22 protein-coding genes and 1 tRNA gene are annotated in these 18,832 nt (G+C 60.5%); 15 read left to right on the forward strand and 8 right to left on the reverse strand.

The features are described 5' to 3' along the window. Positions 1–76: 76 nt before the first annotated feature. The 5 genes from hemC (at position 77) to Q1K31_RS04570 (ending at position 4,948) form a co-directional block, all read left to right on the forward strand. Positions 77–1,042, forward strand: a complete 966-nt coding sequence (gene hemC / locus Q1K31_RS04550) for a hydroxymethylbilane synthase (protein ID WP_300377196.1) — start codon at positions 77–79, stop codon at positions 1,040–1,042. Further along, entirely contained in the window at positions 1,035–1,757 is a 723-nt protein-coding gene (locus tag Q1K31_RS04555; protein WP_300377198.1) for a uroporphyrinogen-III synthase, read from the forward strand. The genes hemC and Q1K31_RS04555 overlap by 8 nt, the downstream gene beginning before the upstream one ends. A gap of 53 nt (positions 1,758–1,810) precedes the next feature. Next, complete coding sequence (locus Q1K31_RS04560; RefSeq protein ID WP_300377200.1) at positions 1,811–3,319, forward strand: hypothetical protein; 1,509 nt, start codon at positions 1,811–1,813, stop codon at positions 3,317–3,319. 10 nt (positions 3,320–3,329) lie between these two features. Beyond that, positions 3,330–4,799 (forward strand): heme biosynthesis HemY N-terminal domain-containing protein, encoded by a 1,470-nt coding sequence (locus Q1K31_RS04565; protein ID WP_300377202.1) that lies wholly within the window; start codon positions 3,330–3,332, stop codon positions 4,797–4,799. Between the two features lie 73 nt (positions 4,800–4,872). Continuing rightward, a tRNA-Thr gene (locus Q1K31_RS04570) sits at positions 4,873–4,948 on the forward strand. Positions 4,949–5,047: 99 nt separating this feature from the next. On the opposite strand, the gene thpR is transcribed toward Q1K31_RS04570, so the two are convergent. The 3 genes from thpR to Q1K31_RS04585 form a co-directional block, all read right to left on the reverse strand. Continuing rightward, positions 5,048–5,587, reverse strand: coding sequence for an RNA 2',3'-cyclic phosphodiesterase (gene thpR / locus Q1K31_RS04575; protein ID WP_300377204.1), 540 nt, complete (start codon positions 5,585–5,587; stop codon positions 5,048–5,050). Positions 5,588–5,658: 71 nt separating this feature from the next. After that, positions 5,659–5,991, reverse strand: a complete 333-nt coding sequence (locus tag Q1K31_RS04580) for a DUF2853 family protein (protein ID WP_300377206.1) — start codon at positions 5,989–5,991, stop codon at positions 5,659–5,661. Between the two features lie 100 nt (positions 5,992–6,091). After that, positions 6,092–7,144: an aldo/keto reductase gene (locus Q1K31_RS04585; RefSeq protein ID WP_300377208.1), complete on the reverse strand. Its 1,053-nt coding sequence runs from the start codon at positions 7,142–7,144 to the stop codon at positions 6,092–6,094. Positions 7,145–7,288: 144 nt separating this feature from the next. Between Q1K31_RS04585 and Q1K31_RS04590 the strand changes: the two genes are divergently transcribed. The 3 genes from Q1K31_RS04590 to Q1K31_RS04600 all read left to right on the forward strand — a co-directional run bounded on the left by Q1K31_RS04590 (position 7,289) and on the right by Q1K31_RS04600 (position 9,253). Continuing rightward, positions 7,289–8,071: a Bax inhibitor-1/YccA family protein gene (locus tag Q1K31_RS04590; RefSeq protein WP_300377210.1), complete on the forward strand. Its 783-nt coding sequence runs from the start codon at positions 7,289–7,291 to the stop codon at positions 8,069–8,071. A gap of 129 nt (positions 8,072–8,200) precedes the next feature. Beyond that, entirely contained in the window at positions 8,201–8,659 is a 459-nt protein-coding gene (gene mmcB, locus Q1K31_RS04595; RefSeq protein ID WP_300377212.1) for a DNA repair putative endonuclease MmcB, read from the forward strand. A 48-nt stretch (positions 8,660–8,707) separates the two neighbouring features. Continuing rightward, positions 8,708–9,253 carry a hypothetical protein gene (locus tag Q1K31_RS04600; RefSeq protein WP_300377214.1) on the forward strand — a complete coding sequence of 182 codons (546 nt, stop codon included), beginning with the start codon at positions 8,708–8,710 and terminating at the stop codon, positions 9,251–9,253. A 12-nt stretch (positions 9,254–9,265) separates the two neighbouring features. On the opposite strand, the gene Q1K31_RS04605 is transcribed toward Q1K31_RS04600, so the two are convergent. Together Q1K31_RS04605 and msrB are read right to left on the reverse strand one after the other, a co-directional pair. Further along, a complete protein-coding gene (locus tag Q1K31_RS04605; RefSeq protein WP_300377216.1) occupies positions 9,266–9,412 on the reverse strand; it encodes a hypothetical protein in 147 nt (48 codons plus the stop codon). Between the two features lie 39 nt (positions 9,413–9,451). Further along, positions 9,452–10,003 carry a peptide-methionine (R)-S-oxide reductase MsrB gene (gene msrB, locus Q1K31_RS04610; protein WP_300377218.1) on the reverse strand — a complete coding sequence of 184 codons (552 nt, stop codon included), beginning with the start codon at positions 10,001–10,003 and terminating at the stop codon, positions 9,452–9,454. Between the two features lie 135 nt (positions 10,004–10,138). Between msrB and Q1K31_RS04615 the strand changes: the two genes are divergently transcribed. The 5 genes from Q1K31_RS04615 (at position 10,139) to Q1K31_RS04635 (ending at position 13,118) form a co-directional block, all read left to right on the forward strand. Continuing rightward, complete coding sequence (locus tag Q1K31_RS04615) at positions 10,139–10,396, forward strand: GapR family DNA-binding domain-containing protein (protein WP_300377220.1); 258 nt, start codon at positions 10,139–10,141, stop codon at positions 10,394–10,396. Between the two features lie 49 nt (positions 10,397–10,445). After that, the gene (locus tag Q1K31_RS04620; RefSeq protein WP_300377222.1) at positions 10,446–10,952 is read left to right on the forward strand and encodes a hypothetical protein; all 507 of its coding nucleotides are present in this window, start codon (positions 10,446–10,448) and stop codon (positions 10,950–10,952) included. Further along, a complete protein-coding gene (locus tag Q1K31_RS04625; RefSeq protein ID WP_300377224.1) occupies positions 10,942–11,403 on the forward strand; it encodes an ASCH domain-containing protein in 462 nt (153 codons plus the stop codon). Before Q1K31_RS04620 ends, Q1K31_RS04625 begins: the two co-directional genes overlap by 11 nt. Positions 11,404–11,445: 42 nt before the next feature. After that, positions 11,446–12,306, forward strand: coding sequence for an SDR family oxidoreductase (locus tag Q1K31_RS04630; protein ID WP_300377226.1), 861 nt, complete (start codon positions 11,446–11,448; stop codon positions 12,304–12,306). A gap of 71 nt (positions 12,307–12,377) precedes the next feature. Next, a complete protein-coding gene (locus Q1K31_RS04635; RefSeq protein WP_300377228.1) occupies positions 12,378–13,118 on the forward strand; it encodes an enoyl-CoA hydratase/isomerase family protein in 741 nt (246 codons plus the stop codon). 3 nt (positions 13,119–13,121) lie between these two features. Here Q1K31_RS04635 and Q1K31_RS04640 read toward each other — a convergent pair whose 3' ends face one another. The 3 genes from Q1K31_RS04640 to Q1K31_RS04650 are packed head-to-tail and all read right to left on the reverse strand — an operon-like array spanning position 13,122 to position 15,256. Next, positions 13,122–13,505 (reverse strand): DUF202 domain-containing protein, encoded by a 384-nt coding sequence (locus tag Q1K31_RS04640; RefSeq protein WP_300377230.1) that lies wholly within the window; start codon positions 13,503–13,505, stop codon positions 13,122–13,124. A gap of 23 nt (positions 13,506–13,528) precedes the next feature. Beyond that, positions 13,529–14,425, reverse strand: a complete 897-nt coding sequence (locus Q1K31_RS04645) for a tyrosine recombinase XerC (protein ID WP_300377232.1) — start codon at positions 14,423–14,425, stop codon at positions 13,529–13,531. A gap of 45 nt (positions 14,426–14,470) precedes the next feature. Then, complete coding sequence (locus Q1K31_RS04650; RefSeq protein ID WP_300377234.1) at positions 14,471–15,256, reverse strand: enoyl-CoA hydratase-related protein; 786 nt, start codon at positions 15,254–15,256, stop codon at positions 14,471–14,473. A gap of 131 nt (positions 15,257–15,387) precedes the next feature. Here Q1K31_RS04650 and Q1K31_RS04655 point away from each other — a divergent pair, with 131 nt between their 5' ends. Beyond that, entirely contained in the window at positions 15,388–17,556 is a 2,169-nt protein-coding gene (locus Q1K31_RS04655) for a primosomal protein N' (protein WP_300377237.1), read from the forward strand. Positions 17,557–17,657: 101 nt separating this feature from the next. Next, positions 17,658–18,659, forward strand: coding sequence for a hypothetical protein (locus tag Q1K31_RS04660; RefSeq protein WP_300377239.1), 1,002 nt, complete (start codon positions 17,658–17,660; stop codon positions 18,657–18,659). Positions 18,660–18,832: the final 173 nt, after the last annotated feature.

Here is an 18,832-nt window from a genome sequence, read left to right on the forward strand (position 1 = left end):
CAGATGCCGCAGCCTCATTGTCTTGCGCGGTCCTGTCTCACACATTAGCAGGGCGAAATCTGGACAGTCAGGAGACATGATGACGGCAACGCGCCCCCCGCGCCACACGCTCAGGATCGGCACCCGCGGATCTCCCCTTGCGCTCGTCCAGGCCCGCGAAGTCGCCGCCGGGCTGCAACGCCTGTCGAATGGCGAAGTGACTGGTGAGGTCGTCACATTCAAGACAGGTGGCGACAAGCTGACCACAGAACGCCTGGTCAACGCCGGTGGCAAGGGCCTTTTCACCCGCGAGATTGATGCCGCCGTCGATGATGGTCGCTGCGATATCGGCGTGCACAGCCTCAAGGACGTCCCGAGCGTTCTGCCGGATGGACAGGCCCTGATTGCCTATCCGCAGCGGGAAGATCCGCGTGATGGTTTCATCACGACCACTGGCCTGAAAAGTCCGAAAGACCTGCCCGAAGGCGCAACCGTCGGGACAGCCAGCCTGCGCCGCGAGTCCCAGACTCTCGCCCTCCGGCCGGATATGAAAATTGTTACCTTCCGCGGCAACGTGCAAACGCGCCTGCGCAAGCTCAATGAGGGGCTCGCGGACGCGACCTATCTCGCAATGGCCGGTCTTCATCGGCTCGACATGGCGCATGTTGCCGCGCCCATCTCCGTAGAGGATATGATCCCGGCTGCAGGACAGGGCATTATCTCGATTGCCGCCCGGCCTGATGACATGGACGACGACCTCCTCAAGCTCATCGCAGGGCTGGATCATGCGCAGACACGGCATGCGGCTATGGCGGAACGGGCCTTCCTGGTCGAGCTTGACGGGTCCTGCCGAACCTCCATGGCAGGTCATGCCCGGCTTGAAGACGGGGTCTGGAAGTTCAGCGGCGAAGTCCTGGCACCGGACGGGTCACAACGCTGGGTCCAGCATGGCACCGCCCAGAGCGATGCCAGCCTCGATGAGCTGGCCTCCCTCGGCCGTTCAGCCGGAAAGCGGATTCGCGAGGCGGCAGGCGGCGAACTCCCCGCCTTCGACGATGTCTGAGGCCCCGCCCCGGATCATTATTACACGCGCAGCCCCCGGCGCGGCACAGACGGCTGAACGCTTAAACGCCATCGGCGCTTCGGTAATTATCTCTCCTGCGCTTGAGCTTTGTGCCCGGAACGAACCTGTTCCGGACCTTGACGTCATTGGGGGCCTGGTCTTCACCAGCGCCAACGGTGTGCGCTTCTTTTCCGAAGCCTGTGATCGCCGGGATTTGCCTGCCTGGTGTGTTGGCCCCGCAACCGCTTCGCAGGCCCTGCGTGAAGGGTTCAGCCTGGTTCATCAGTCCTCGGGCGACGCACATGACCTTGCCCACTATATCGCCCATCACTGGTCCGGCGGTGAGAAGGCGCTGCTTCACGTTGCCAATGCCGCAGCCGGTGGCAATCTGCGCACGGCCCTGGAAGCAGAAGGTTTCTCGATAACCTTTCTGCCGCTCTACGAGGCGCGTACCGCCCCGGCTCTTGTAAACGAGGCCTCCAGGGCTCTTGAGGGTGTTGAGCGCACAATTGTTCTGGGCCACTCGCGCAAAGGTATGGAGGCATTCCTGGCACTGGCCAGGGAGCTGGACCTGGCGAGGACTGAGTTTGTCGTGATTTCGGAGCAGGCTGCAGCCCCACTGGAAACAATCGGGGCCACCCGCGTTCATATTGCGACACATCCTGATGAAGACCATCTGATAAGTGCGCTTGAAAGGGTACTCGGCCGGGCCTGATCGTGCGACACTAAAAAATCAGGCCATCAGGAACGTCTACCAGAGGGAGATACATGAGCAACAACCAGCCCCATTCTTCCGAGCCGATCGACGCAGAGTATGAGCCGGCTGAAACCGGCAAGGAAGACAGCGCCACGGCCAAGGAAACACGTGTCGTGAAAAGGGGGCCGGGCTGGTTCTCCTTCTTCCTGCTTTTCCTGGTCATGCTCGGCACGCTTGGTTTCACCGCCTGGTCCACCGGGCTGATCCAGCGCACGGAGCTGGCCCAGCTCTATGCCAGAACCGGCCTGCCTGCCCTGCCCGATCCGGCGACGCAGACCCTGCCTGATGCAGAAAATCCGGAGATGGAAAATCTGCGCGCCACACAGTCCGGCCTTGAGACGCAGGTGAGCGATCTCTCCACTCAGCTGGGTGCCCTCGAAACCCGGCTCACGCGCGAAATCGAGCAACTGCGCACACAGGCCGCTGACCGCCCTGTCACTCAGGAAGGCGATGAAACGCAGGCCTCCCCCGCTCTTGAAGCCCTGCAATCGGAGCAGGCTGCACTTGGTGAAAGGCTCGATGAACTCGCGGAGGAAATCAGTTCGCAAGACGCGCAGGCGGCTGAGGCGGTCGAGGCACTCCGCACCCAGCAGGCATCCCCTGGAGAACAGGTCGAAAAACTTTCCTCACAAATGGCAGGTCTCGACGACCGGCTGGCCAGCGAGACTGAGCGTATCGCCGAAATGGCCGCAAGCGATGGCGGCAACGAATCTGACCAGCGCGCCGCCTCGCTCATGCAGCTTGCCCGCCTGCAGGACCGGCTCGGAAACCTTGAGCAACAGGTTACCCAGCTGGGCAATGAAGCCGGTGACACAATGGATCCGGCCCGCCTCGAGACCATCGAGACCCGTCTGGATGAGGCACAAGACGACAACACGGCAGCTGACGAGCAACTCGGGGAACTTCGCACAGAACTGAAGACCCTGCGCTCCGACCTTGAAACCTTCAAGGCCGTTCAGCAGGATTTCACCAGCCAACTGGCTTCCATTCAGGAATCGGGCACGGACACGACCGGTGACGCGACCGCCCTCGTCAGGGCCTCGCTTGCTCTGTCCGCCATAGAAGCCGCGGTTCAGCGCGGCGAAGCGTTTCCTGCCGCCCATGCGCGCCTGCGCGATGCCCGGCCGGGCGACGCTCTGGTTGATGACCTGGCCAGCTTCGCCGGCACGCCTGTGCCGACCCTCGACAGCCTCAAGTCAGACTTCCGCGACCTGCAAGACACCTCGTCGCCTGCAACCGCATCAGAGGCCTCAAATGATGGATGGATCGGCAATATTTTCGGGGATGCCGTCAGCGTTCGCCAGACAAACAAGCCATCTTCCGCCCAGCCCGCCCGTTTCGAAGAAGCACAAGCGGCCTTGGCCCGTAACGACCTTTCCGCGGCCATAGGCGCAGTCGAAGGGCTGCCTGCCACGCAGCGGCAAGCCTTTGCCATGTGGCTGGAGAATGCCCGCAAACGCGTGCGGCTTGAAGAAACTCTTGAGGATTTGCGCCTTAAACTGACCGCATCGGCGCCATAGAAAGCTACTCATGTTTTTACTCTTTCTCTTCATCCTTCTTGTTGTTCTGGCTGGCCTGGCCGTGCTCTGGGCAGCCCGCCTGCCCGGCAGTGTCCTGGTGACACTTGGCCCGGACACAGCTGTTGAGCTGAAAATGGTCGTCGCCATTCTCGCCGTGATACTTCTGGGCGCTGCGATGGCTGTTGTGTGGGGAGCCCTGACGGGGCTTCTCAGGCTGCCCGGCCGTTTCAACCGGGCACGCCAGACCTCGAAAACCAGATCTGCCAACAAGGCGCTCGCAGACGGCCTGCTGGCGGCTGAAGCCGGCGATATCCGATCTGCAAGGAAATATGCGAGCAAGGCCCGCCATGCCGAGGATGAGCGCCTGAAACTCTTCCTTGAGGCCCGTACATCAGAAATTTCCGATGACTGGCCAGCGGCAGAACGCGCCTGGGGCCAGCTTGCCCGCCTGCCCGGCGGCCAGCTTGCCGGGCTGCGCGGGGCGGCCACAGCTGCTTCCGAACGCGGCGATGTCGCCGCAGCCGAAATCCGTGCACGTGAGGCACTTGAGCTACGCACCGGCGCTGACTGGCCTTTCAACGCCCTGTTCGACAGCCAGATTGCCCGCGGCCACTGGCAGGATGCGCTCGATACGCTGGCGGTAGGTGAGAAACGCGGTGTGATCAAAGGCAACAGCCTGCGTCGCCGCCGTGCGGTGCTTTATACCGCGCTGGCCTGCAGCCTGCCTAATGCAGAGCGCAAGAACGCCCAGCGCATGCTGGCCGATGCGATCCGTTCCGCATCGACTTTCCCTCCCGCCGCCTATCACGGTGCCCGGCACCTCATGCTGGACGGCAAGACGAAAGCCGCCCAGGGCGTGCTGGAACTGGGCTGGAAGGCCAACCCTCACCCGGCGCTTGCCCAGCTTTGCCGGAAACTGGACTCCTCAGACAAGCCTGAGGAACGGATTTCCCGGCTGGAATCGCTGGTCTCGACAAATCCGGAAGCACGCGAAAGCCGCATTCTCAAAGCCGAAATCGCCATGGCGAAACGTGACTGGACGCGCGCCATCCGCTTCCTCGCCCTGCTGATTGAACAGAAACCGACGGCACGCCTCTGCCTGCTGCTTGAACAGGCCCTGCGCGGCTATGGCGATACTGGCGAAGCTGAGCGTTGGGGCCGCATGGCCGTGACAGCTTCCCGCGAAGCTGAATGGTCTGACATCGACCCCAACAGTAATGCCTTCGACTATTCCCGTCGCGACTGGTCGCGTCTTGTCTATGCCTTTGGAGACGCTGGTACACTCGTTCACCCGCGCTATGAGGCCTATGACAGAGAGCTGGAAGCCGGGCGCCATATTGCGCTGCCAGCTCCGGTTACACGTAAATCGCCACCAGCCGGCAGCCCGGGCAAAGAAGGCACCGCTATCAGCAACCCTTCCGTCAACCTGACCCAGCCTCCCGTCGACTACGTCCAGGATTCCGATGACGGAACGGACTGACACCATAGGCTTCTGAAAAGCGGGCTTGCAGCACACGCCCGCAAACGGTATTGAGCGCTCTTCAAGCAACGGAGCCGCCTTAGCTCAGCTGGTAGAGCATCGCATTCGTAATGCGGGGGTCAGGTGTTCAAGTCACCTAGGCGGCACCATTTTTCATCAGTTTTGCTTCGCCAAGATTTTTTGGTCCAGTGGACCAAAAACAGGTGAAAAATGCCCGCAACAGCGGGCGCAAATCACAACACAGCCACTCAAACCCCAAGCGGATAATCGGCTACTGCCTCATAGACGCTCTTTTTCCCCGTGCGCGGCACACTCTCGTAGAGGTGGAACCGGTCGGCTACCCACGGTCCGGCCCGCAGGACCTGCCAACGCTCTGACCAGGCCATTGCAGCCTCCAGCGGCGTATTATTGAGATAGGCAAGTGTTATGTGCGGCTTGAAGGGTCTGGCATCCTTTTCGAGCCCGATCCGGGTTGCAGCCTTTCCGCACGCCTGCGCAAGCTTCTCAAGTTCCGGAGTACGCTTCACGGTCACGAAAGCCGCATGCGGTTCCTTGCGCCCGAACCAGCCAACGCCCTCGATTTCAAGCTCTAGCTGTGGGCAGGAAACCTCCCCAATTTCTTCATCCAGTGCTTCGGCGACCGGCTCGCTGATCTCGCCAAAGAAAGCCAGCGTAATATGGAAGTGCTCCCGGTCGCGCCAGCGCGCCCCGTCGAGACCGGTACAGAGCGGCTCCAGACGGTCGGCGATATCCTCGGGAACGGGCAAGGCAGCAAAAAGTCTGATCATGTATCCACCACAAACGAGAAAAAGCCCGGCCTTCAAGACCGGGCTTTCTGCAAGTCACGCGAGACCAGCAGTTATTTTGCCAGCTCGCCGAGTTTCCCGAAGTTTTCGGCCAGGAGATAATAAAAGGTCACACGGGACTTGTTCGAGCCTTCCGGCTTCATGATCTCGCAGACTTTACCCATTGCCTCGTCGATTTCGCCATTCTTGTGGGCAAGTCCCAGCTTGCCCCGGCAGAATTTCTCACGAACGCGCGCAAGCTCGCCAGCGTCCGAGCATGAAACCAGCGATGAATCCCGGTTGCGCAGCGCTATTCCCAGATGCCCGACAATCTTCTCAGCCGCCTTCTGGTTATACCCATTCGCGTATTTCTTGATGTTTTCCGCATAAGCCGATGCATCAGCCATGATGCCGTCCCCTTCCAATTTATGTCCGTCCCACTGCTGCAATTGTCACAGCATTGAATATGCTGCGCCGGGACTGCGGGAAAGTCAAATACTACCGGCTTTACGGACAGGGCGAAGGTTGTCGCTGGTGGAGAGCGCTGACGTCTTCCTCCATTTCTTCAGTCCACGACAGCTGAAACCCCCGAATACATGTTTTCAGTTGCTCAAGACTCGTCGCCCCGATGATCGTCGATCCGATGAAATCGCGTGAGTCGCAGAATTTGATCGCAAATTCTGTCGGATCTGCCCCATGCTTGCGGGCCAGATCGACATAAGCATTGATCGTTTCTTCCGCACCCGGTTTCTCGTAACGCTGCAAGCGCTGGAACAGCTGCTTGCGGGAGCCTTCCGGAAGGGCCCCATCACGGTATTTCCCGGTCAGGTATCCCTGCGCAAGCGGCGAATAGGCGAGCAGGCTCACCTGTTCGCGCACACAACATTCCTCAAGATCTTCCTCGAAAGTGCGGTTGACCAGATTATAGGCATTCTGGATGGACTGCATGCGGGGCAGACCACGTTTCTCGCTCTCGGCGAGAAAACGCATGACGCCATAGGCAGTCTCGTTCGACACGCCGATGTGGCGGATATTCCCCGCCTTCACATGCGCATCGAGATGGCTGAGGATCTCCTCAAAGGGCTCGAAGTCCACTTCATAATGCTTTGACTTGATCCGGTTGCCGAACATCGAGGCCGGACGGTCCGGCCAGTGCAGCTGGTAAAGGTCGATATAGTCTGTCTGGAGCCGTTTCAGGCTTTTCTCGACAGCCTCGTCGACCTGCGCCTTGGTCTGACGCGTGAAAGGCACATCGTCATCGCGCGTCCAGGTCTGCGTAGAGCGCCCGCACATCTTGCTGGCAAGGATGATGTCCTTGCGTTTGCCGGTCTTCTTGAACCAGCTTCCGATAATTCTTTCCGTTGAGCCTTGCGTCTCCGGTTTGGGGGGCACCGAATACATTTCAGCCGTGTCGAAGAAATTGATGCCCTCGCTGACGGCATGGTCCATCTGGGCGTGGCCCTCTTCCTCGGTGTTCTGCTGGCCCCATGTCATGGTGCCAAGACAGCATGCGGTGACTTCAATGTCTGTTGTGCCCAGTTTGCGCTTCCGGTCGTGCATGAAATTTTCCTTTGTTAATCGCCTGTCAGGATAGGAAGCCGAGGCTGCCGAACACAACCGGTTTTCCTTGAACTAAGGGCGTGTTTCGCCCATATTATCGACAATCGGCATGGCTCTCATGCCGGCCTTTCGAAAGAGGGATCTATGAACGACTACAACTCTTCTGTCGCCCGTGGCAGGACTATGGATGCGAGCGTTGACGAGGGCCTGCGGTCCTTCATGCTCGGCGTCTATCAGAAGCTGACCATCGGCATCGCCCTGTCCGGCGTGCTGGCCTTTGCGGCAGGCACGTGGGAGCCGCTCTTCAACCTGATTTTCGGCACGCCACTCTATTATGTCGTGGCCTTTGCCCCGATCGCGCTGATTCTCGGCTCGATGTTCTTCATGAAGAACCCGTCGCCGACCGGAACAGCCTTCCTGTACTGGGCCATCGTCGCCACTGTCGGCCTCGGCATGGGTGTTTACTTCTACATGGCCTCAAGCGGTGTAGAGACTCAGACCGCCGGCGGGATTTCGCAATCCCTGAACTATATGACGATCGCCAAGGCGTTCTTCATCACGGCGTCGGCCTTCGGTGCCCTGTCGCTCTGGGGCTATACGACCAAAAAAGACCTCTCGGCCATTGGCAGCTTCGCCATCATGGCGATCTGGGCCCTGCTTGCTGTCTCGGTGATCTACATGTTCCTGCCGATGCTCGGCATCATGGAGCCATCCAGCGGCATGGAATGGATGATTTCCGGCGGGTTTGCCCTGCTCTCTGCGGTCCTCGTGGCCTGGCAGACGCAGGAGCTGAAGGAGAATTACTATCAGCTCGCCGGCGACCAGCGCAGCCTGGCCGTCATGACGAATTGGGGCGCACTGAACTTCTTCATCATGTTCGTGAACATGTTCCGCTTTGTCCTGATGCTGCTCGCCTCGCGCGAATAAGCATACGAGACGCATCTTTAGAGAAAGCCCCGGACCTCAAGTCCGGGGCTTTTTTCTTGACTCTTTCGTCCCGCCTGAACACGCTGGAACAGACCGGGAACCTGATATGTATGAGCTTGGGAGGCGCGCATGGCCTATGATCCGCAGAAACCGGGTGCAGGCGATATCTGCCGCGGTGTTCTGCGCCTGTTTGCTGACATGAACCATGCCGGCGTCACCGAGATGACACTCGCAAATGGTCGGCGCGCCGATATTGCCGCCATCGGCCCAAAAGGCGAAGTCGCGATTGTGGAAGTCAAAAGCTCGGTGGCCGATTTCCGGGCAGATGGGAAATGGCCGGACTACCTGCCTTTCTGCGACCGCTTCTATTTCGCTGTTGGCCATGCTTTCCCGAAAGACCTTATCCCCGGTGAGACCGGTCTGATCGTGGCTGACGGGTTCGGCGGCGCTGTCCTGAGAGAGCCCCAGCCCACTCCGCTCGCAGCGGCCCGGCGCAAGGCCGTCACGCTGAGATTTGCCCGTCTTGCTGCCAACCGCCTCAACTTTGCAACCGAACCTGCCATCGAAGACCTTCTGAACACTGGCTGATGCCCTGCGATCTGGACGCCAGCCCTTAAAAACCCTAGCTGAAATCCCATGAGCCTTGCCTATCCGCTTGCCATAACAGCCGAAGAGGCGCTGAAGGGTACAAGCCCTGCCGCGCGCACGCGCTATGAAGCTGAAGACGTGGCTGGCGAAACAGCTATCCTCTCACTGGAAACGGAGTGGCTGAAACCGGCCTCCAACGAGGTCGATGCCATCCAGAAGCAGGCCCAGTCCGGTGATGCGAAGGGCTTTATCCAGATTTATGAGGATGCCGACGGCAAGCCCGTTCTTGCCGTCACATACTGGAAACTGGCTGCCGCCCCAAAGCCGGCGCAGCGCCCTGAAACGACGGAAGCACAGCCTTCAGAAGACCGGAAGCCAGCCGCACGAAAGGCCTCACGCGAAGACGATCACACTGACGACCTCTATTTCCGCCATGACCGCGGCCGCAAATCCCGGCGCAAGAAACATGTCGACCCGCGCCAGATGGACCTCTTCGTCAGCCCCGACCCGCGCGGATATGAGCATAAGGACCCCAATAATCCGAATACGATGCTCACCGATGAGGAAGGTGACGGAACGACTTTTGGCGGCTGACCGGCCTCCACATCACGGCTGGAAGACGTAAAGCGCCAGAACAGCAACCGAGGCAAGCGTCATGACCGCAAGAAAAAGGCCCATCAGCATCTTGAGCCCGGCCTTTTCTCTCGATGGCACATCTCTCCACCAGCTCTGAAAACTGTCTCGTTGTGTCATGCCGGGTAACCTATAGCACTGCCGGCGCGGGCTCAAACCCTAGGCATTTGCAGGCTTGAAAGTCAGCGCCACACCATTGTTGCAATAGCGCAGACCTGTTGGTTCCGGCCCATCCTCGAACACATGCCCCTGATGGCCGAGACAGCGCGCACAATGATATTCCGTGCGCTGCATGAGCAGCGTATTGTCCGGCCTGGTGGCAAGGTTGCCTTCAATATAGGTCCAGAAACTCGGCCAGCCGGTACCGCTCATATACTTCCATTCGGACTTGAAGAGCGGCAGGTCACACCCCTTGCAGTGGAACGTGCCTTCGCGTTTTTCCTCATTCAACGGCGAGCTTCCTGCCCGTTCGGTTGCGTCCTTGCGCAATACCTCAAAGGCTTCCGGCGACAGGCGCTCACGCCATTCGGCCTCCGTGATCTGCCGCCATTGCGTATCTGAGTATTCCGCCTCGGCGGCCACGGCTTCGGCGGCTTGTCCCTTGCCATTCGAGCAGGCCGCGAGGATCGTGCCCGCCACACCGCCAAGCAGGATACCTCGCCTTGATAGTCTGTCGATTATCTGGGTCATATTGCGAATATAGGTCGCCATTCTGGCGGGTCGAAACACAAATCCGTGTGGAATTCGCGAGCCTCACGTGACAGGCAGATGTTTTGCGGGGTCGCCAACCGCCTGACAAGACAGTAGAACGCGGCCCGTCGACAAGGTTAAGCGGAGCAGGAACCCATGGACGAGCTTGAAGGCAAACTGACTGATGCAGCCCGCGAAAAGCTGCGCATGACGGTGGAGCGCGTCGAGCGCCTAGAAGAGGAAAAGAAAGAAGTCGCCGACCAGATCAAGGACGTCTATGCCGAGGCCAAGGCCATGGGTTATGACACCAAGGCACTTCGTCAGGTCGTCCGTCTGCGCAAGCAGGACCGCCAGGAACGCGAAGAGCAGGAAGCTGTCCTGGAAACCTATCTTGTCGCACTGGGCGAGATGTAATCGCTTTGCCCTGTTTGGCATGGGGCACGAAACGCCATAAATTGCATCCATGCCGCGTGAAATCGACGAACGGAAAAAACGAAAAGCCCTGCGCAAGCTGCGCAAGGCCGCCGAGCTTGCAGAGCGCGGCGAAGGCCCGCCCCTGTCTGACTGGGAGCGGGAATTCCTTGAGGAAGTCGAACAGCGCATCGAAACGTTCGGATCGGCCTTTGCCGATCCCGAGAAGGGCGACCTTGAAGACCCCATGTCCGCACTCCAGACCCAGAAGCTGCGCGAAATCGGCAAGAAAGCCCGCGGCAAGGGCGGCGGATTCAAGACACGCAAGCCACTGGGCTCGAAGAAGAAACCCGCCTACACACCGCGCGTCCGCCAGCTGGATGAAGACATTGAGGAAGAGGCCCCTGCCCCGGAACCAGCAAAGCCGGAAAGGCCGCCGCTCGGCGTCATACGCGGCAGCGACCTGAAATCTGGCGAAGAACTGCCCGCTCCGAAGACCGGAGGGGAAAGTGAACGGCCAAGGCTTCGCATCATCAAGGGCGGTCGGGATGACGCCTGACCAGCAGGTCTTCTGGGACCGCTTCCAGACCGAGACCGGAGACCAACGCAAACCCGCGGACATTTTCGCTTTTGGCGACAGCCCAGAGATGGCCGGTGAACTGCTCGAGCTCGTGTTGTCCGGCACCAAACGCGCAACAGCAACGCGTCTCGCCGTCTACCAGAAAGAGAGCAAACGCCCGCCTGCGCCGGGTGACCTGTCGCTTGTGCTTGATGGCGAGGACCGGCCCGCCTGTGTGATCGAGACGACAATCGTCAATGTCGACCCCTTCAACACCGCATCAGAAGCCTTCGCCCACACAGAGGGAGAGGGCGACAGGTCACTTGAATACTGGCGCAAGGTTCATCTCGCCTATTATCGCCGTGAATGTGCCGCAGAAGGCACCGTATTTGCCGCAATCGAACCCATCGTCTTTGAGGAATTCCGGCTTATCTGGACTCCCAGTGCATAAAGGCAGACTGTCTGCGGTCTGCGAAAGCAAGGGAGCTGGCAAATGAAAACAGTCGTGATTACGGGCGCCTCGACCGGCATAGGCCGGGCGGCGGCGGAGTATCTTGCCGGTCAGGGCTGGACGGTCTTTGCAGGCGTACGGAAACATTCCGATGGCGAGCCGCTAAGCAAGGGGAACAGCAATATCCGTCCGCTCATCCTGGATGTTGCCAAACCCGATCAGGTAAGTGCGGCCGTAAAAACCGTCAGTGCCGCACTGGATGGGCAGACGCTGACCGGGCTGGTGAACAATGCCGGTATCGCGAATATGGGCCCGCTCGCCGTCCAGCCGCTTGACCAGTTCCGCCAGCATTTCGACGTGAACGTCTTCGGCCTGCTCAGTGCCACGCAGGCCTTCCTGCCCCTGCTCGGCATGGACGAAGCGCGCAGCGGTGCTCCCGGCCGCATCGTCAACATCACAAGCGTCGGCGGGCGCATCTCCGCGCCCTTCCTCGGGGCCTACACGGCCACCAAACACGCTGTCGAAGCCATGACCGACAGCCTGCGCCGCGAGCTCATTATCTATGGCATCGACGCCATCGCCATCGGACCGGGATCTGTAAAGACGCCGATCTGGGACAAGGCCGAAGACATGAACAGGGATCACCCCTACGCCAGCTCGGCCTGGGCCGATCCGCTCGAAACCTTCGCGGATGTCATGCTGGAAGGCGGCCGTAACGGGCTGGACCCGGAAGTGATCGGCCAGACGATAGAATCGGCGCTTTCGGATAGAAGCCCAAAAGCACGCTATGCGCCTGTACCCGACAAGCTCACCAACTGGACGATCCCGACACGCCTGCCTAAACGCTGGCTCGACCGCATCTTCTGGAAACGCTTCGGCCTGACACGAAAGACTAAGGACTGACCCTCCCCGGCGTCAGCAATTGTCTCGCGCTCCTGCCAGCCTAAGCTGACTGCAAACAGGAGGAATGTGAGATGAGCGACCTGGTCACCCGCCGCGATGATGATGGCCTCTGCTGGCTGACACTGAACCGCCCGGACAAGCTGAATGCCCTGACAGTCGCCATGTTCAGGCAATTGCGCCAGCATGTGCTTGACCTCAAATCCGATGACAGCATCGGCTGCGTCATCCTCCATGGCGCGGGCAAATGCTTTTCCGCCGGCCATGATCTCGGTGACATTGCCGAGGGCGAGGATGTGCCTTCACGCGGCTGGCACTCTGAAACCCTGCGGCTGATGGAAAAGCTGCCCAAGCCCGTCATCGCCGCCGTGCACGGTCATTGCTACACCGGCGCCCTCGAAGTCGCGCTCGCGGCAGACTTCATTCTCGCCGCCCAGTCGGCAAAATTTGCCGACACACACGCAAAATGGGCGCTCACTCCCATCTGGGGGATGAGCCAGCGCCTGCCCCGGCGGGTTGGCATCGCAACCGCGAAACGGCTCATGTTCACTGCCGAGACCGTGAAAGCTGACGAGGCCCTGCGTATCGGCCTTTGTGAGAACGTCTTCCCCGATGAAAGCTTCGAAACGGACCTGGAATCCTTTGCCCGCCAGACCCTCACAAACTCTCCCTTCAGCCATGCCGCCAACAAGCGCCTGCTGGAAGCAACCGACATGGACGCGCTCGATGCCGGGCTGCAGTGGGAAATCATGGAAAATGAAGGCGTCGGTCCCGACATGCAGGCGCGCATCGCCGCTTTCACCAGGAAGGCTTGAGGCTCAGAGGAACCAGAGCAGCACACCGAGCCCTAATGCGCCGGTGATGAACATCCCTGCGATCATCCCGAACGCGATATGTCCCAGAGGCTGGGCTGAGTGTGAATCCATCCGGTTCGCGAGCGTCGCCGCTTTCCTGTAGGCCAGAAAGAAGACCGCAACCGCGATCAGGATGAAGACCGAGGCCCCGGCCTTGGCGAGCCAGGTTGGCTCCACGGCCCGGAAGATCGCCTGAAAGCCAAGCCCGATCCCGGCCGAGGCAAGGCCCGTCCGCATCCAGCCGGCAAATGTGCGTTCATTCGCCATGATGGTGCGGTCTTCCGCATAATCGGTCCGGTCCTCGGCGAGGTCAGTCCTGTCTTCAGCAAGTTCGGTCTTGCTCGGCATGATCTCTACCTTACGCGTTTATCTCATCCGCGCGGATGCGCACTGGCATGAACCGCCCGCAAGCGCTCGGAGTCAACGCCGGTATAGACCTGTGTGGTCGACAGGCTGGCATGGCCGAGCAGCGTCTGGATCGCCCTCAGGTCAGCGCCTTCGGCCAGAAGATGCGTTGCAAAGGCATGACGCAAAGCATGCGGTGTCGCCGTATCCGGCAGGCCGAGCGCGCCCCGCAGGATTTGCACGCCCTTCTGCACGATCGCCGGCTGGAGCCGCTTGCCACGAACGCCATAGAAGAGCGGCGCCTGTGCCGTCAGCGGGTATGGGCAAAGCCGCGCATAGGCGTGGACAGCCTCGCGTACAGCCGGGATCATCGGCACAATCCGCACTTTGCCACCCTTGCCCTTCACACGCAGGCGCTCCGGCAGCGGCAGCGCGTCGCCATTCAGGTCCAGCGCTTCAGAAATACGCAGTCCCCCGCCATAGAGCAGCGTCAGAACCGCCACATCGCGGGCAGCCACCCACGGCTCCTCAGCGAAAGCTTCGGCTGTGCCAATCATGTCCCGCGCCACAGCGACCGAAACCGGGCGCGGCAGGCGCGCACTGCGTTTTGGACCCTGCAGAAAGGCAATTTCCGGATTGTCGATACCATGATGATGGTCGAGCCAGTGATAGAACGCCTTGATGGCTGAAAGCACCCGCGCAATCGAGGCATCCGACAGCCCGTCCCGGCGCCGGCTGGCCAGGAACGCACGAATGTCGCTGGCATGGAGATGACGGAACATCTTGATGCCAACGGCTTGATCCAGATGCCCTTCAAGAAAGGTGAAAAAGCCCCTCAGGTCATGCCCATAGGCCTCGACAGTGTTGTCCGAGAGACGGCGCTCACGCCCGATATGCTCAAGAAAGGCGGCCAGGATTTCCATACCCGCGAATCTCGGCGAGAGAGATTAAGGGGGTGTTGAGAACACCTACCGGCCGGTGAACACAGGCGCGCGCTTTTCCATGAAGGCCGCAGCGCTTTCCTTTGCATCCTCTGTTTCCATCAGGCGGCGGATTTCGGTGATCGCCCATTTGCCGGTATCGCGCCAGTCCGGATCGAGCGTGCGGCGAAGCCCCGCCTTCAAAGCGCGCACAGCCTGCGGCGGGTTGGCCGCGATCTTCTGCGCAATGCCAAGCGCTGTCGGCAGAAGGTCGGCCTGTGGCACGACGCGAGAGACGAGCCCGATCTCTTTTGCCTGCGCTGCATCAATGATCTCGCCTGTAAACAGAAGCTCGCTCGCCTGTTCGCGTCCGACCAGCTGCGCCAGCCGTCCAAGGCCCGGCGCATCACAGCAGAGCCCGCGTGTCACGAAAATCTCGCCGAACTTTGCCGTCTCCGCCATCACCCTGATATCCGCCATTATGGCAAGCTCTGCCCCCCACCCCAGGGCAAAGCCGTTCACCGCAGCGATGACCGGAATATCGGTATGCAACAGCGCATCGGCACACGGGGTCAGCCCGCCGGTCGCCTTTGCCCGTTCAGCCATCTCCGGCGTCGAAGGTGCGCCCTTTGAGAGAATCTGTTTTACGTCATCGCCGGAACAGAAGGCCCGCTCGCCCGCCCCCGTGATAACAATACAGCGCGCCTCGCTCTGCCGGATCGCGTCTTCCAGCGCCATATAGAGGGGATAGTCGAGCGCGTTCATCGCTTCTGTGCGGTTCAACGTAAGCACGCTGACATGGTTCTCGGTCTCGATCTTCAGGATATCAGACATGAGCGCTTCCTCCGGATATTCTTCTCAGGATGAAGCCTGCCACCCGCGCCACGGCCGTCAATCGTGACGCCGCGCCAAGCCGCAGACCGGAGGGTGACGGAATCACCTCTCCATCCTAAACCTGAGCCTGCATGAAGATCGCCCGTATCCTCTTCCCGCTGCCCTTGCCCGAACCGTTCGACTATGCGGCGCCGGAAGGCCTGCATGTGGAAGCGGGCAGCTATGTCCGCGCCCCGCTTGGCAAGATCGAGCGCACGGGCGTGGTCTGGGAGATGAGAGACAGGGCAGAAGACGACACCCGCGAGTTGAAGCCCGTCCTCGATGTCTTCCCCGTCCCGCCCATGACGGAAGCCATGCGCCGCTTCATCGGCTTTGCAGCCAGGTACAATGTCGCCGCGCCGGGCCATGTCCTCGCCATGGTGCTGCGCGCCCGTGGCGGGCTCAAGCCTTCACCGGTCCAGACGCTCTATGTGGCCACCGGCCATCGCTCCAACCGGATGACCGATGCGCGCGTGAAAGTACTTGATGCGGCGCGTGAAACCGGGCCGACAAGTGCCGCAGAACTCGCACGTACGGCAGGCGTCTCTCCCGGCGTGGTCAAGGGGCTTGTCGAGACGGGGTCCTTGGAGGCCCGCGAGACCGCAACCGACCTGCCCTACCCTCAGCCCACCAATTTCGAACGTGGTACACATCTCACCGGCGAACAGAGAGAGGCCGGAGAAGTCCTGCGCGCACAGATATCACAGGGCGGCTTCCAGCCTTTCCTGCTCGACGGCATCACGGGCTCCGGCAAGACCGAGGTCTATTTCGAAGCCATAGCCGAAGCGCTCTCCAAGGCAGACAATGCGCAAGTCCTCGTCCTGCTGCCGGAGATTGCACTGACGCAGGCCGTGCTCAAACGCTTCGAGGAACGTTTCGGCGCCCCGCCCGCCCCGTGGCACTCATCTCTCAGTGACGCCGAACGCCGCCGCACCTGGCGCGAGACCGCGCACGGCCGCGCCCGCATCGTCATCGGCGCCCGTTCTGCCCTGTTCCTGCCTTTCGCAAACCTGAAGCTCATCATCATCGACGAGGAGCACGACACCTCCTTCAAACAGGAAGACGGCGTCACCTATCATGCCCGCGACATGGGGGTAATGCGCGCCAAGCTGGAAGATGCCGCCATCATTCTCGCTTCGGCGACACCAGCGCTTGAAACCATGGTGAATGCCGAGACTGGCCGTTACCAGCGCCTGAAACTCTCCGCCCGCCCTGGCGCAGCAAAACTTCCCGATATCGAACTCGTGGATCTGCGCACCAATCCACCGGAAAAAGGCCACTGGCTCTCGCCCGTTCTCTCGCGCGGGCTTGAACAGACCTTCGAGGCGGGCGAGCAGAGCCTGCTTTTCCTCAACCGGCGCGGCTATGCGCCCCTGGTCATCTGCAAGGCCTGTGGTGAGCGACTGAAAAGTCCTGCAACTGAGAGCTGGCTGACAGAGCACCGTTATACAAACCGGCTCGTCTGCCACCTGACCGGCTGGTCAATGCCCAAGCCTGCCAAGTGCCCGATGTGTGGAGCAAAGGACTCCCTCATGGGCGTCGGCCCCGGCGTCGAGCGAGTGGCCGAAGAGGTGCGCCAGCTCCTGCCACAGGCCAGAGTCGAAATTTTTTCCTCAGACACCGCCCAGACGGGCGAAGACACGCGGGGCATTGTCGATCGCATGGCGTCAGGCGCAATCGACGTCCTTGTCGGCACGCAGATCGTCGCCAAGGGCCACAACTTCCCGAACCTCACCCTGGTCGGCATCGTCGACGCTGACAGCTCCATGAAAGGCGGGGACCTCCGCGCGGGTGAGCGCACCTACCAGCTCCTCTCGCAGGTTGCAGGCCGTGCAGGCCGTGCCGAACGTCCCGGCCGCGCACTGGTGCAGACTTACGCCACCGAAAACCCCGCCATGATCGCTCTGGCTGCCGGGGACCGTGACGGATTTCTCCAGATCGAACGTGATGTACGCGCCGAACTGGGCCTGCCTCCGTTCGGCCGCATGGCTGCGCTCATCCTGTCGGCGCCATCTGCCGAAATGATCGCCGAAGCCGGCAAGCTCGCAGGCGCAGCTGCACCCAATGGCGAAGGGGTCACTGTCTACGGTCCGGCGCCTGCTCCCATTTCCATCCTGCGCGGGCGCCACCGCATGCGGTTTCTGGTCACCTGCCCGCGCGAGGTCGACCTGTCGGCTTATATGAGCGCGTGGCTGGCTGCGATGAAACTACCATCGGCCGTGCGAATATCAGCTGATATTGATCCTTATTCCTTCCTCTGAACCGTTAGTTGAATATTTGCTCGTGATCTGTTCACTGTTGCGAACAGAACGGCCAAAGGCAGGCTTGGCGCCCTCTAACCCTATTTCGCGGGAGAACAGTCTTGAGCCCACCATCCGGCAAACCCGGGAAACGCTACTGGGCATGGGCAGGGCTGCGCCTGGTTCTCATCTTTGCTCTTCTGACAGGGCTTTCACTTATATTTGCCCTCCTGTCGAACGGGCTGGAAGCTGGATGGAACGGCGCGACCATCAGCATCAGCCTCCTTTTTGGCCTGCCCTTCACCGTGGGCGCCTTGGGCACTTACCTGCTCTCTCTCCTGTCCATCGACAAACAACGCACCTTTGACAAATACCGCCTATGGCTACTGCTGGCTGTATTGGTAGCCGGCAGCTTCGTTCTCTCTGAAGCCATCATATGCGTCCTGATGATCCTGCCATTCTGGGTCTTCAGTGGCTGGATCGGAGCGCTCTGTGTTCAGGGACTGCGCAGGCGGTTCCAAGGGCGTCACAGGATCAACTGCAGTGTCCTTGCCGCCCTTCCCTTCCTCATGCTCGGGCTGGAAGCTCAACTGCCTCAAACGGGCAAGGATTTCGTAGTTGCGCGCTCCATCACGATCGATGCACCGGCCAAGGTCGTCCGGCCGCTCCTTTTCGAGATGAACAACATCCAGCGACATGAAGGACGGTGGAACATAACACAGGATGTTCTTGGCGTGCCCCGACCGAAATCTGCGGTTGTCACGTTTGGCAGCGGTGGCCCGCGTCGTCTTGCCCGCTGGGAAGACGGTGTCAGTTTTGAAGAACACATTTTCGCACAGACTGATGACAGTTTACGCTGGGAATTCGTTTTCCCCAACGACTCAGTCTCGCACCGCTCAGATCGCCATATCTCTCCGGACGGGCCTCATCTGAAGATCATGACTGGGGGATATGAGCTCGCGGCATTGCCGGATGGGCGAACCCGGCTGACACTCGACACATCCTATCGCGCGACGACACCCGTGAACACTTATGCGGCCCTGTGGGGCGAACTTATTCTTGGGGACATTCAGTCGAATGTGCTGGCTGCAATAAAACGTCGGGGTGAACGTAATTCAGGCTGATATTGATCCGTATTCCTTCCTTTAGGCGCTGAACGTGCCAATCGGTCGCAACTCTACCGCTGCGGCCATGTTGTCAGCCTTGGAACGAAGTGCTAAGCGCCCTCGCAAGCATCGGGTTGGGGCCTTGCCGCCAGCCCGTTTACCAGTATTCACGAACAGGGCATTCGCCCGCA

This window comes from Henriciella sp., assembly GCF_029936995.1.
Lineage (GTDB): Bacteria > Pseudomonadota > Alphaproteobacteria > Caulobacterales > Hyphomonadaceae > Henriciella.